This window comes from Microbispora hainanensis, assembly GCF_006874475.1.
In the GTDB taxonomy this organism is placed as follows: domain Bacteria; phylum Actinomycetota; class Actinomycetes; order Streptosporangiales; family Streptosporangiaceae; genus Microbispora; species Microbispora hainanensis.
Window position 1 is genome coordinate 167,343 of the sequence record NZ_VIRM01000010.1, and the last position, 13,073, is coordinate 180,415.

Sequence of the window (13,073 nt, forward strand, 5' to 3'; positions counted from 1 at the left end):
GATGGGTTCCCTGCTCCGCTCCGGCCTGCGCCCGCATCGCGGCGCGGTCGCCCTGATCGCCGTGCTCCAGATCGCGCAGGCGCTCGCCGCCCTCCTGCTGCCCACGATCAACGCCACGCTCATCGACGACGGCGTGCTGCGCGGCGACACCGGGCTGATCCTGGGTCTGGGCGGCGTCATGGTGGCCGGGACGCTGGCCCAGGTCCTGTGCTCGGCCGTGGTGGGCGCCCTCGCCGCAAGGACCGCCGCCGCCGTCGGTCACGAGCTGCGCGCGGCCGTCTACGCGAAGGTCCAGTCGTTCTCCTCCCGGGAGGTGGGCCGCTTCGGGGTCCCGTCCCTGATCACCCGGACGATCGGCGACGTGCAGCAGGTGCAGACCCTGGTCTTCATGGGGCTGACCGGCCTCGCCGGCACGCCGATGATCTTCCTCGGCGGCGTGGTCATGGCGCTGCGCCAGGACCTGCGCCTGTCCACGCTGCTGCTGGTCGCGCTGCCCGCGCTGTCGGCCGTCCTGTGGGTGATCCTGCACCGGCTCACCCCGCTCTGGCAGGCGACGCAGGCAGGCGTCGACCAGGTCAACCGGCTGGTGCGCGAGCAGATCACCGGGATCCGGGTCGTGCGGGCGTTCGCCGCCGAGGACCGCGAACGCGCCAGGTTCGCCGAGGCCAACGGCGCGCTGCTGGGCCTCGCCGTACGCGCCGCGCGGCTGGTGGCCGTGATGTTCCCCGCCGGGACGCTGATCGGCAACCTGTGCGGCGTGGCGGTGGTCTGGTTCGGCGGGCATCTCGTCGACGACGGCGTCACCCAGGTGGGTTCGCTGGTGGCGTTCCTCAACTACCTGGCCGTGATCCTGGGGTCCGCCCTGCTCGCGACTTTCACCGTCCTGGCCGTGCCGCGCGCCCGGGTCTCCGCCGTACGGGTGCGCGAGGTACTGGAGACCGGGCCAGAACCGGACGCGTCACCGGCTCGCATCGACCCCGCCGGGGAGGGCCGGGTTTGGGAGGGTGAGGTGGAGGTCCGCGACGCGCACGTGCGCTATCCGGGGGCCGAGGAGCCGGTGCTGCGGGGCGTGCGCCTCCTCGTCCGCCCCGGCGAGACCGTCGCGGTCGTCGGCTCCACCGGCTCGGGCAAGACGACCCTGCTGAACCTCGTGGCCCGGCTGGTCGGCCCGGCCGCCGGCCGGGTGCTCCTCGACGGGACGGACCTCGCGTCGCTGCCGCCCGAGGAGCCGGCCGGCGTCGTCGGGCTGGTGCCGCAACGGCCGCACCTGTTCTCCGGCACCGTCGCCGACAACCTCAGGTATGGCAGGCCCGAGGCGACCGACGCCGAGCTGTGGCACGCGCTGGAGGTGGCGCAGGCGCGCGACGTCGTGGAGGCGCTGCCGGAGGGCCTGGAGACGCCGCTCGGCCAGGGGGGCGCCTCGCTGTCCGGCGGCCAGCGGCAGCGCCTGACGGTGGCGCGGGCACTGGTCGCCCGTCCTCGGGTGCTGCTGCTCGACGACCCGTTCTCCGCCCTCGACCCGATCACCGAGCGCGCGCTCGCCGACGCGCTGGCGCGGGAGACCCGCGACGTCGCCGTCGTCCTGGTCGCCCAGCGGATCTCCTCGACCCGGCACGCAGACCGGGTGGTGGTGCTCGACGAGGGCCGCGTCGCCGGAGAGGGGACCCACGAGGAGCTGATGGGCTCGTGCCCCGCCTACCGCGAGATCGTCTTCTCCCAGACAGGTCAGGAGGTGGCCGCATGACGGCCCCAAGCCGCGGAATTGTCCGGCGTCTGCTGCAGGCGGCAGGCCCCGAACTCCCGCTCGCCGTGGCCGCCCTGGCCTGCGCGGCCGCGGCCGCGGCCCTGACCGTGGCGGTCCCCCGGCTGCTCGGCGCGGCCACCGACCTCGTGCTGTCGGCCGTGTCCGGGCATCGTCAGGTGGACTTCGCCGCCACCGGCCGGGTCCTGCTCACCGCCCTCGCCTGCTACCTTGCCGCTTTCCTGCTCACCCTCGTCCAGCAGCGGACGACCGCGACCATCGCGCAGCGGCTGGTCTTCCGGCTGCGGGAGCGGACCCAGGCCAAGTTCGCCCGGCTGCCGCTGGCCTACTTCGACGGGCGGCAGCGGGGCGACCTGCTCTCCCGCGCCACCAACGACGTCGACAACGTCGGCCAGACGCTGCAGCAGGTGCTCAGCGTGGCGGTCACCGCGCTGCTGACGCTCGCCGGCGTGCTGGTGATGATGGTGTGGACCTCGCCGCTGCTCGCCCTGGTCTCGGTGATCATGGTGCCGCTGTCCGTCGTGGCGGCCAGAGTGGTCGGCGGCCGGGCCCAGCCGCGCTTCGCCGAGCAGTTCGCGGCCACGGGCCGGCTCAACGCGCACGTCGAGGAGACCTATACCGGGCACGCCCTGGTGAAGGTCTTCGGCCGGCGGCGCGAGGCCGTACGCGAGTTCGGCGAGCGCAACGACGCGGTGTTCCGCGCGGGATTCCGGGCGCAGCTGCTGTCGAGCCTGATCGGCCCGTCGATGTCGCTCGTCATGAACCTCAACTACGTGCTCGTCGCGGTGATCGGCGGCCTGCGGGTGGCGGCCGGCGCGCTGTCGATCGGCGACGTGCAGGCGTTCGTCCAATACTGCCTGCAGTTCGGGCAGCCGGTGAACCAGGTCACGTCGATGTCCACCCTCCTGCAGTCGGTGCTCGCCTCGGCCGGGCGGATCTTCGAGCTGCTCGACGAGGACGAGGAGGAGCCCGTCGCCGACCCCGTCCACCTGCCGGCGACGGCCACCGGCCGGGTCACGTTCGAGAACGTCTCGTTCCGCTACGTGCGGGACCGGCCCCTCATCGAGGACCTGTCCCTGGTCGCGGAGCCGGGGCAGACCGTCGCGATCGTCGGCCCGACGGGCGCGGGCAAGACCACGCTGATCAACCTGCTCATGCGCTTCTACGACGTCACGGGCGGGCGGATCACGGTGGACGGGGTGGACATCGCCCGGGTGCCCGGGCAGGAGCTGCGCGAGAGGATCGGCATGGTGCTGCAGGACACCTGGCTGCGGCACGGCACGATCGCCGACAACATCGCGTACGGCGCCGGCGACGTGCCGCGCGAGCGGATCGTCGAGGTGGCCAGGGCCACGGGCGTCGACCACCTCGTGCGCACGCTGCCCGACGGGTACGACACGGTGGTCGACGACGACGGCGAGGGGCTGAGCGCGGGCGAGCGGCAGCTCGTCACCATCGCGCGCGCGTTCCTGGCCGATCCCCCGATCCTGGTGCTCGACGAGGCCACCAGCGCGCTCGACACCCGCACGGAGGTGCTGGTGCAGCGGGCCATGACCTCGCTGCGGGCCGGGCGCACCGGGTTCGTCATCGCCCACCGGCTGTCGACCATCAGGAACGCCGATCTGATCCTCGTCATGGACGAGGGACGGATCGTCGAGCAGGGCACTCACGACGAGCTGCTCGCGGCGGACGGCGCCTACGCCCGCCTCTACCGTGCGCAACTCCCCGGGGCCCGACTCCCCGGGGCACAGCTCTCGGGGGCACAGCTCTCGGGGGCACAACTCTCGGGGACTCGGCTCTCGGCGGCTCAGGCCGGGTCGGTGGTCCCTCCAATCTGACCGTCCTGGGTCACCAGGCGCGCCACCGCGTGCTCGACGAGCAGCGCCCCGAGGTCGAGCGCCGTGGCGGTCAGCTGTGCGAGCCGCCGTCCACGCGGACCTCCACGCCGTTGAGGTAGGCGCCGTCCGCGGAGGCGGCGTACGCGATGGTCCCGGCGATGTCCTCCGGGCGGCCCGGCCTCCCCCACAGGGGATAGGTGCGGGCATACCAGGAAGTGTCGACGCCGGCGAACGTCTCCCGGTTGGCGGTGAGCGGCGTGGCGACGCCGCCGGGCGAGATCGGGACGACGCGGATGCGGCGCGGCGCCAGCTCGGCGGCGAGGCTGATCGAGAACGACAGCAGTGCGCCCTTGGACGCGGCATAGCCGGTCATCCAGGGGTGCGCCTTCGTCGCCGCCGTCGAGGTGACGTTGACGACGACCCCGGTGCCGTCCGGGACATGCGGCAGCACCTCGCGGCAGAGCACGACCGGGGCGAACACGTTGACCGCGAAGATCTGCCGGTAGTCGTCCAGCCGCAGCGACTCCAGCGGGGTCACCCGCAGCACGCCGGCGACGTTGGCCAGCACGTCCACCCGGCCGAGGCACGCGACGGCCGCGCGCGCGGCCGACACCACCGCCGGTTCGTCCGCCAGATCCGCCCGATGGGGGACGAACCGGTCGGTCCCGCCGGCGAGCTTGCCGGTCTCCGCGAGCCCGTCCTCGTCCCGGTCCACGGCGAACACCGTGGCGCCCTCGTCGAGCAGCCGTACGGCGGCCGCCCTGCCGATGCCCGACGCCGCCCCGGTGAGCAGCACGTTCTTGCCGTCGAACCGTCCTCGGATGTGCGTCACCTGCTCAATCCCATCTGCGGGCCGGGGGGCCGAGCGCCGATCCCACCGTGGCAGAACCCGCGCCCGGCCGCCCTCGCCCTCCCGCTCAGTGGGAGTCCCCGCCGGGTCAGCGGGTTTCGTGGCGCCGCTGGCAGGCGATGCAGTAGCGGGCCAGGGGCCGGATCTTCAGCCGGCCGAACGGGATGACCGCGGCGCAGTCGGCGCACCGGCCATAGCTGCCCTCCTCGATCCGCTCCAGCGCCCTGCGCAGCTCGGCGACCGCCCGCTCGGTGGCGGCGACGTCGGCGAGCAGGGCGAGCCTGGCGGTGTCGTCGTTGCCGCCGTCGACGGCGGCCCGCAGGTCGCGCAGCTGGACCTCGCGCCACTGGAGCTGCTCCTCCAGGTCCGCGCGCACGGCCTGCGTCTGCGGCTCGCTGATCGCGGTGAACTCGTCACTGGTGGTCATCGTGGAGGTCCTTTCGAGTGTTCTCGACCGTGGACAGCAGGCAGGCGAGCCCTCTGACGGTCGCGTTGGCGGGATCGGCCGCGGGGCTGACGGTGATCCGCAGCTCCGCGCAGAGCCTGCGGGCCAGTTCCGGGTCGCGGGCGCCGCCGCCGGTGATGAGCAGGCCCTGCTGCCGGGCGGTGGCCCGCAGTGCGGCGGGGATGCGCGCGATCAGGTCGGCGACCATCGCCGCGACACGTTCCCGCGCGTACCGCGAGCAGCCCGTGCCCTCCGCGGGGTCGCCCATCGCGACCTGTACGGCACCCGCGTCGGCGATCTCGCCGTCGCGGATGACGACGGCCTCGGCGATCCCCGCTCCCGCGTCGAGCAGGAGCCGGGGCCGCGGATCGGCGATGTCCACGCCGCAGCCGACCGCCGCGGCCAGCGGTTCTTCGACCATCGTCACCCGGCAGCCGGCGGCACTGCTGACCGCCGCGTACGCGGCTCTGCGGTCCAGCCGCGAGGCCGCGACGGGCACCCCGAGCATGACGCGTTCGAGCGGCGGGTGCTGCTCGGTCACCGCGTCCCGCAGCGCCCCGCGGACCAGCTGCGCGCATCCGGGCATGTCGGCGACCATGCCGTGCCGCACCGGCCATCGGCGCGCTCCCGGATCGCCGCAGGCCGACGGCCGTTCGCTGATCGCCGTGCTGTGACGGCCGGGGGCGGACAGCAGCAGCCGGGTCCGCGCGGTGCCGAGGTCGAGGGCGAGGCCGAGAGCGAGACCCGTCATGCCGACAACCGGGTCTCGCCGGCGCACGACGCGCAGTGCTGCACGTGGGGCATGAGCCGGAGCCGGTCGAGCGGCAGGAACGCCTCGCATCGGGTGCAGGTGCCGTAGAGGCCGCGTTCCATCCGCTCCAGAGCGGCCTCGATCGCGGCGGCCTCGCCCCCGGCGGCGTGGAGCCGCTCCTCGAGCAGCATGCGCAGCTCGGCGAGCTGCGCGGAATACCGCCGGCACTCCTCCATGAGGAGGCGCGGCGACCTGATCTCTGCCATATGCGGCATCACTCCAGGTGAACGATGATGTGGGCGCGCGAGCGCATGCCTTCGGCGCACCGGGTCGCCGGTGCGCGAGACGAGTACGCGGGAGTGGCCCGCGTGCGGTGGTGATCGGAAGGCACGGCCCGCGACAGGGCGGGACAGGGCGCGACTACGCGAAAGCCCGTGTCACAGGGCGCGTATCAACAGGGCCCGTGTCGCTGGGCTCGTGTCACTGGGCCGGTGGCGGGCTGCGCGAGCCGGCGGTGCGATGGCCGGTCTGCTGCGGGCTGAGGACGATGTCCTCGTGATGCCGGGCGGGCCCGGCCGCGGTGACGGGTGCCGTGGCCACGGCGACGCGCGGCCGGAACGGGAACGGCAGGTGCTCGGGACCGGCGGCGCCCGTGGGCAGGGTCGCCGACTGCGGCGTCCACGCCCCCGGCGTCCACACCTCGGCGGCGGCCTGCGGCACGCGCTGGGCGGGATCGCCGCCATACCAGGCGGGCGTGGAGGCGACCAGTGCGAGGGCGAGCATCAGCAGGCCCACCACCAACGTGAAGGCGGTGGACCCGCACGTGCCACGTCGCAAGGTCGCCATGTGACCGACCATAACCCACCTTCGCGAAACGGTCATCCGTGTTTCCCGCGCCCGTTTCCCGCGGGCACGCTCGCCCGGAACTCGCTACGGTGGCCGTAGGACCGGGCGGACGCGGGAGGGGGACCGTCGTGCGACGTGGGCTGACCGCCGCGCTGCTGCTCCTGCTGCACGCGATCCTCCTGACCTCCGGCGGCACGCCGGCATCGCCGTCGCCGTCGCCGTCGCCGTCGCCGGCGTGGGTGTCGGCCCATCGCCCCGCCGCCCGCCACGTCGTGGTGTCACCGGCGCGTGACGGGGCGCGGCTCACCGACACACGCGCCTGCGCCCCTGCCCACGCCACACGGCCGGCCCAGGGCGACCCGCCCCGCGTCCGGACGGGCGGGTCCGGCTCCGGCGCGACCGGCGGGCCGGTCGTGCTGACCAACCCCGCGGCGCCGCGCGGCGGCACCCGGGTCACCCGGGCCGGTCCGCATCACGACGGCCCGCCCGCCCAGCGCCCGCGTCGTGCCGCCGCGGCCCGCGCCCCTCCCTCCACCGCGTACTGAGACCTCTCCTACTCGTCTCCCTCTCGTACGCCTGTGGAGGCTTCATGTCCCGTGCGCCCCTGTGGCGCGCGGTGGCGGCGCTCGCCGTCATCGCGACCTCACTACTGCTCGCCCTCACCATGGCCCCGCGCCTCGGCCTCGACCTGCGCGGCGGCACCCAGCTCGTCTTCGAGACGAGAGACTCTCCCACGGTCAGGGCGGACGCCGACGCCACCGACCGTGCCCTCGACGTGCTCCGGCGCCGGGCGGACGCCCTCGGAGTCGTCGATCCCACCCTGGTCCGCTCCGGTGAGAAGCGGATCATCGTGGAACTGCCCGGCGTGCTCGACCCGCGCGAGGCCGCCGCGGTCATCGGCAAGACCGCACAACTCAACTTCCATCCGGTGCTCGGTCCCGCTGAGGGCGGTGACACGCACGCGATCGCCGACGAGAGCGGCCAGAAGCTGAAGCTCGGCCCGGTCGCGCTCGGCGGAGCCGGCGTCACCGACGCCGCCGCGCGCAGCGACCCGCAGGCAGGGCCGGGCTGGTTCGTCACGATCGACTTCAAGGAGCCCGGCCCCTGGCGGAAGCTGACCGGCGAGGCGGCCTGCGCGCCGGTCGGCGACCACAAGCGCCGCGTCGCCATCGTCCTCGACAACGAGATCATCTCCTCGCCTCAGGTGGACGAGTCGATCGCCTGCGGGGCGGGGATCGGCGGCGGCACCACGCAGATCACCGGGTCGTTCACCCCGCAGGAGGCGCAGAACCTCGCGGTGCTGATCAAGGGCGGCTCCCTTCCGGTGCCGCTCGAGCTGGTCGAGCAGCGTACGGTCGGCCCGACCCTCGGCGCCGACGCCATCGCGGCGAGCGCCAAGGCCGGCGTCGTCGGGGTGATCCTCACCGCGGTGTTCATCGGCATGGTCTACCGGCTGGTGGGCGTGCTGGCCGCGGTCGCGCTCGCCTGCTACGGCCTGATCTCGTACGCCGGGCTCGTGGCCATGGGAGCCACGCTCACGCTGCCCGGCCTGGCCGGGTTCGTCCTGGCGATCGGCATGGCGGTGGACGCCAACGTGCTGGTCTTCGAACGGGCCAGGGAGGAGTACGGCGACGCACCCCGCCGGGGCCTCAAGGCGGCCCTCGAACGGGGCTTCAAGAACGCCTGGAGCGCGATCGCCGACTCCAACATCACCACCCTGCTCGCCGCCGGGCTGCTGTTCTGGCTGGCCTCGGGGCCGGTGAAGGGCTTCGGCGTGACGCTGGCCATCGGCGTGCTGGCCTCGCTCGTCTCGGCCATGCTGATCACCCGGGTGCTCACCGCCGCCCTGATCGGCAGGATCGGCCCGCGGGCGTCCGGCATCGGCTCGATCGGCCGGGTCAGGACATGGCTGACGCGGCGCGACCCGGACCTGATGCGGCGTAGGCGGCTGTGGCTCGCCGTCGCGGCCGGGCTGCTCGTGGTCGCGGGCGCGGGCCTGGTCACCCGTGGCCTGAACTACGGCGTCGAGTTCACCGGCGGCCGGATCGTGGAGTTCGCCACGAGCAGCCCCGTCGACGTCGCGGCGGCCAGGCAGGCGGTGGCGGACGCCGGGTTCCCCTCGGCCGTCGTGCAGCGGTCGGACGACGCGCTCTCGGTGCGCACGGGGCAGATCAGCGCCGACGACGTCGTCCGCATGGAGGAGGCGCTCGACCGGCGCGTGGGCGAGGTGGCCAAGCAGCGCGACGAGCTGATCGGGCCGAGCCTGGGCGAGGAGCTGCGCCGCAACGCCATCATCGCGCTCGCCGTCGCGCTCGCCGCACAGCTCGTCTACCTGGCGTTCCGGTTCCGGTGGACGTTCGGCACGGCGGCCGTGGCGGCGCTGTTCGTGGACGCGGCCGTGGTCGTCGGCGCGTTCGCCTGGATGGGCAAACCGATCGACGGGGTGTTCCTGGCGGCGATGCTCACGATCATCGGTTATTCGGTCAACGACAAGGTGGTGCTGTTCGACCGGGTGCGCGAGCTGTGGCCGGTGCGCCGCCGCGAGCCGTTCGGCCGGGTGGTGAACGCCGCGATTCTGCAGACCGCGCCGCGCACGGTCAACACCGGGCTCGGGGCGCTGTTCATCCTGGCGGCGCTGGCGGTGTTCGGCGGCGACTCGCTGCGCGACTTCGCCGTCGCCCTGCTGATCGGCATCGTCGCCGGCACGCTGTCGTCGTCGTTCGTGGCCGGGCCGGCGGCGATCGCACTGGAGCGGCGCTCCGGCCAGGCGCCGCCGGCTCCCGCCGCGCCCCGGGTCAGGCCCGTACGGCGCGACGGCTCCGGCGCGGTGGTCTGAGGCCGGTACGGCCCGCGGCGCGTTCCCCGGGGCGGGCGATCCGCCCCGGGGGACGCCCTGCTATCAGCGCTGATAGCGGCGCCGCTATCGGCGGGCGCTGTCGGCGGGCGCTGTCGGCGGCGCTATCGGCGGCCGAGCGCACGCAGCTGGGCGGGCGTCAGCGAGGAGACGTTCTGGTCGATGGGCGCATCCGTGTACTGGTGGATCGCCCAGGTCTTCCAGTCCGCGGGCGGCGTGATGTCGCCGGGGGCCTTGCTGTAGTGGGCCACCCACAGCGGATACTGGCCGAGGCCGTGGCCGTACTTGTTGGCGAAGTTCCAGCCGCTGTAGAACATCGGCCTGGTGCCGGTCTTGGCCGTCACATACTCCAGCCAGGTCTTGGCCCACTTGTTGACCTGCTCGACGGACTCGCCGTCGGCGGTCTCCAGGTCGAGGACCAGGATGTCGCCGGGCTTGCTCGGCTGCGAGTTCACCACGCTGAGGAAGTGGTTGGCCTCGGCGATGGGGTCGTTCGAGGGGTGGCCGTAGTGGTACACCCCACGGACGATGCCCTTCTTGGCCAGCTCCCGCCAGTGCCGGGGGAAGGACGAGTCGACCCAGTCGGTCCCCTCGGTGGCCTTGATGAAGCCGAACTGCGCGCGGCTGTTCATCCAGTCGTGGTCGGCCTCGTAGCCGGAGACGTCCTGGCCGTACGTGTGCGGGTTCGCGTACGCCGGGGCCGCGGGCAGGGCGACGGCCGCGGTGACGCCGGCCGTGGCGGCCGAGACCGCGAGGGTCGCCGCCGCGAGGGCGGAGCGCAGGCGCCGGCGCGAGGGCCGGCCCCCGAGGGAGAGCCGATGGGTGGACATGCGGGGTTGACTCCTTGCTTCCATGCCGCCTACCGGGTTAGCTGACGGGTTCGGGCAGGAAGTGCCCTACGGGCGCACCTGGGGGCCTGCGCTCCGATTCACCCCTAAGAGAGTGGGTCCCCGGCTCCACGTGACGCGGATTCGGCGGCCGCGCGGTCACGGGACCGCGCGGACCGGGCAACGACACGGCAAGGGATGGGTCGCCGGAGGCGGGTGGTTACCCCCTACCGTGTGCCCTAAAGGTACACACTCCCCAAGAATGGTGTAAACAGGACAAAACACGTCTTTACCTGGCACAACGCGGCGGCGCCCGGCCCGAACGCCCTCCCCTGCCCCGCACCGAGGGGCATCGGGCGGCCGAGGCCGCTGTGATCGATGTCATAGGGGCGGCCTGCATGGCGGGCGTCCAGTGACTGAGCCTCTACGCCTTCTCCACGGAGAACTGGCGACGCCCCCCGCCGAGGCCGACGTCCTACCGCGACTGGTGCGCCGTGCCGTCCGCGCCTGAGATGGTCGTGCACGAGTTCACGTACGGCGCGCAGGTCGGGTTGTCGGGGACACAGATCCCGCCGCCGAGATGCCGGCGCTGCCGCCGAACCTGCCGCTCTTCTCGACCACGACGCACGACAACCCGCTGTCGTACGCGGTCAGCGCGGCGGCCATGCCTCCGCCCCCGGTGCCGACGATGACTTGGTCGAATTCCTCATCCCACGCGGTCACCGCTCGTCCCTCCGGGTGAGGAAGGACACGACCCAGTGAACCGCGGGAATGCCGGACTTTGTGTCTCTAACTGGACAGACGCACCGAATAGGGCGATCATCCCGATGAGCGAGACCAGGACGGGCCCGCTCGGTGACCTGCCCGGACCACGCTCCCGCCGGTACGTGCCTTCCGTTGACCGGGATCCCCTTGCGGGCCGCCCATGAGGGGGTTTGTAAGTTCGTCACCTGAGGCATCGACACGCACGCGAGGTGAGTCCATGACCGCTGTACCCGCCGACCCCGAGTTCACCGAGGCGGCGCCGCCCACACCCGCCGAGTTCCGGCGCGCGCTGGGCATGTTCGCGAGCGGTGTGACCGTGGTGACGGGCCTCGACGACGGCGAACCGGCCGGCTTCGCCTGCCAGTCGTTCGCGTCGGTGTCCCTCGAGCCGCCTCTGATCCTTTTCTGCGCCGACCACAGGGGCCGCGCCTGGCCGCGCATCAGGAGATCGGGCCGCTTCTGCGTGAACGTGCTCGGGGAGGATCAGATCGATCTCTGCGGCCGGTTCGGGTCCAGCAATGGCGCGAAGTTCGCGGGCCTCGACTGGGACCTGTCGCGATGGGGCACCCCGTCCTTGCGAGGGGTGCTGCTGCGCGTCCATGGCGAGATCCGCGACGTACACGTCGCCGGCGACCACGACGTGGTCATCGGCCACGTCAACGAGCTCGAACCCGTCGTCACCGAGCAACGCCCCATGCTGTTCTTCCGCGGCCGGTTCGGCCTGAACCAGGACGACCCGGCCGCCGCTCTCTGCCTCAACCTGTGGGGCTGGGGGTGGGGCGACCACTGGGGCTGACCCCTCTTCTCTACGTCCCATGCAGCGAGCCGCACCTGCCTCTCCGGACGAGCGCTCTCATCCGCATGACGTGAGTTCGTGACAGGCGGTGCTGAGGCAGCAGCCGTACCGGCTTCTCCTGGCGCGCGCCCCTCAGCCACATGACGCGAGTTCGTACGCGTGGTGCACCGGCAGCAGCCGCGCCCGCCCACCTCACCGGCCTCACCGGCCGGGCGGCCGAACTCGTCCGCGCCCCGCGCACCGCCGAACCTGCCTGCGCCGCCGAACGTGCCTGCGCGCCGCCGAACGTGCCTGCGCGCCGTCGAATGCGCCGTCGAATGCGCCGTCGCCGCGTTCAGAGCAGCACCTTCGCCGCCTTCCGGGAGGCGCTTAGGCCGCCGACACCCCCTTTTCCCAGTTGACCTGCGGCTCCAACCATTCGCTCCGGACGGTTGTCATTGGCTCACGCATTGTGAAAGAATCCATACATCAGTTCGAATCGATAGAGGAGGGTGTGATGGATCTGTTCGACATCGATCCTGAGCGCCTTCATCGTTCGAACGATGGCGACGGTGGGTGGTGGGACCGTCTGATCGCCAATTCCCCGCTGTGGTCGTCCGACGGTTCATCCGCCCGCGAGCCCTTCCCGATCATCGACTTTGAGCCCCGGCAGCACGCCGACGAGCCCGGCGCTGGCAGCACAGACGACCCAGACACGGATGCCGCCGGCAGGCATGCCGGCGGTGCGGACTCCGCCCGTGGGGCTGCCGATAGCGCCGAATCTGACGCGGGTGCCGCCCGCGGGGACGCCGCTGATGCAGGCAGCCGCCGCTGTACCCGGTCGTCGTGGGTGGTGGTGGGGTGTGTTCGTGAGGTGGCGCAGGAGCTGGCGCTGGTCCCGCTTCCCGACGATGTGGACGTCTGTCTGGCTGAGGCGGAGGAGTTGCTGTTCGCCCGGGATCGGATCACCTGCGCGCTGGCCGACCGGGTAGGCCGGGTCCATCGTGCAGGGCAGGCCAAGCAGCATGGGCATGCCTCCACCCGGTCGTGGTTGCGTACCGCCGCCGGGATGACAGTGGGCGGTGCGGGCCGCCTGCTCATGCTGGGGGCTGAGCTGCCGCGCCTGCCGGTGGTGCGGGAGAAGTTCGCCGTGGGTGAGTTGGCGGCGGGGGTGGTGGAGGCCATCTGCGCCGCTGTCGCCGGGCTGACCGATGAGCAGGCCGGGTTGGCGGAGCCGATTTTGGTGGAGCTGGCGGGCAAGGCGGGGGCGGCGGAGGTGGCCAAGGCCGGCCGCCATTTGCGGGCGGTGCTCGACCCCGACGGCGAAGAACGCGATGAGCAGGCCGATTACGGGCGGCGG

At 72.8% G+C, this 13,073-nt stretch carries 13 protein-coding genes and 1 riboswitch; of the genes, 6 read left to right on the plus strand and 7 right to left on the minus strand.

Features of this window, described 5'->3' with window-relative positions; genetic code table 11:
- Nucleotide 1 precedes the first annotated feature (1 nt).
- Nucleotides 2-1,744 (plus strand): ABC transporter ATP-binding protein, encoded by a 1,743-nt coding sequence (locus FLX08_RS11255; RefSeq protein ID WP_142618612.1) that lies wholly within the window; start codon nucleotides 2-4, stop codon nucleotides 1,742-1,744.
- A complete protein-coding gene (locus FLX08_RS11260; protein WP_142618614.1) occupies nucleotides 1,741-3,600 on the plus strand; it encodes an ABC transporter transmembrane domain-containing protein in 1,860 nt (619 codons plus the stop codon). Before FLX08_RS11255 ends, FLX08_RS11260 begins: the two co-directional genes overlap by 4 nt.
- Nucleotides 3,601-3,670: 70 nt before the next feature.
- On the opposite strand, the gene FLX08_RS11265 is transcribed toward FLX08_RS11260, so the two are convergent.
- The 5 genes from FLX08_RS11265 to FLX08_RS11285 all read right to left on the minus strand — a co-directional run bounded on the left by FLX08_RS11265 (nucleotide 3,671) and on the right by FLX08_RS11285 (nucleotide 6,492).
- A complete protein-coding gene (locus FLX08_RS11265; protein ID WP_142618617.1) occupies nucleotides 3,671-4,432 on the minus strand; it encodes an SDR family NAD(P)-dependent oxidoreductase in 762 nt (253 codons plus the stop codon).
- 106 nt (nucleotides 4,433-4,538) lie between these two features.
- Nucleotides 4,539-4,877 carry a TraR/DksA family transcriptional regulator gene (locus FLX08_RS11270; RefSeq protein ID WP_142618619.1) on the minus strand — a complete coding sequence of 113 codons (339 nt, stop codon included), beginning with the start codon at nucleotides 4,875-4,877 and terminating at the stop codon, nucleotides 4,539-4,541.
- Complete coding sequence (locus tag FLX08_RS11275; protein ID WP_167530360.1) at nucleotides 4,864-5,646, minus strand: rod shape-determining protein; 783 nt, start codon at nucleotides 5,644-5,646, stop codon at nucleotides 4,864-4,866. Before FLX08_RS11275 ends, FLX08_RS11270 begins: the two co-directional genes overlap by 14 nt.
- Entirely contained in the window at nucleotides 5,643-5,912 is a 270-nt protein-coding gene (locus FLX08_RS11280; RefSeq protein WP_142618623.1) for a TraR/DksA C4-type zinc finger protein, read from the minus strand. Before FLX08_RS11280 ends, FLX08_RS11275 begins: the two co-directional genes overlap by 4 nt.
- 214 nt (nucleotides 5,913-6,126) lie before the next feature.
- A complete protein-coding gene (locus FLX08_RS11285; protein WP_142618625.1) occupies nucleotides 6,127-6,492 on the minus strand; it encodes a hypothetical protein in 366 nt (121 codons plus the stop codon).
- Nucleotides 6,493-6,620: 128 nt separating this feature from the next.
- On the opposite strand from FLX08_RS11285, the gene FLX08_RS11290 reads away from it, so the two are divergent.
- Nucleotides 6,621-7,037, plus strand: a complete 417-nt coding sequence (locus tag FLX08_RS11290; RefSeq protein ID WP_142618627.1) for a hypothetical protein — start codon at nucleotides 6,621-6,623, stop codon at nucleotides 7,035-7,037.
- A gap of 44 nt (nucleotides 7,038-7,081) precedes the next feature.
- Nucleotides 7,082-9,328 carry a protein translocase subunit SecD gene (secD, locus tag FLX08_RS11295; RefSeq protein ID WP_142618629.1) on the plus strand — a complete coding sequence of 749 codons (2,247 nt, stop codon included), beginning with the start codon at nucleotides 7,082-7,084 and terminating at the stop codon, nucleotides 9,326-9,328.
- A 122-nt stretch (nucleotides 9,329-9,450) separates the two neighbouring features.
- Here secD and FLX08_RS11300 read toward each other — a convergent pair whose 3' ends face one another.
- Both FLX08_RS11300 and FLX08_RS11310 read right to left on the minus strand, forming a co-directional pair.
- Nucleotides 9,451-10,176: a glycoside hydrolase family 25 protein gene (locus FLX08_RS11300; protein ID WP_167530361.1), complete on the minus strand. Its 726-nt coding sequence runs from the start codon at nucleotides 10,174-10,176 to the stop codon at nucleotides 9,451-9,453.
- Nucleotides 10,177-10,187: 11 nt separating this feature from the next.
- Nucleotides 10,188-10,333, minus strand: a riboswitch (cyclic di-AMP (ydaO/yuaA leader).
- A 368-nt stretch (nucleotides 10,334-10,701) separates the two neighbouring features.
- A complete protein-coding gene (locus FLX08_RS11310) occupies nucleotides 10,702-10,896 on the minus strand; it encodes an FAD-binding protein (protein WP_142618633.1) in 195 nt (64 codons plus the stop codon).
- A gap of 259 nt (nucleotides 10,897-11,155) precedes the next feature.
- Here FLX08_RS11310 and FLX08_RS11315 point away from each other — a divergent pair, with 259 nt between their 5' ends.
- Entirely contained in the window at nucleotides 11,156-11,734 is a 579-nt protein-coding gene (locus FLX08_RS11315) for a flavin reductase family protein (protein ID WP_142618635.1), read from the plus strand.
- A 496-nt stretch (nucleotides 11,735-12,230) separates the two neighbouring features.
- Nucleotides 12,231-13,073, plus strand: an 843-nt coding sequence (locus FLX08_RS11320) for a DUF222 domain-containing protein (protein WP_142618637.1), incomplete at its 3' end; no start/stop codon positions are given.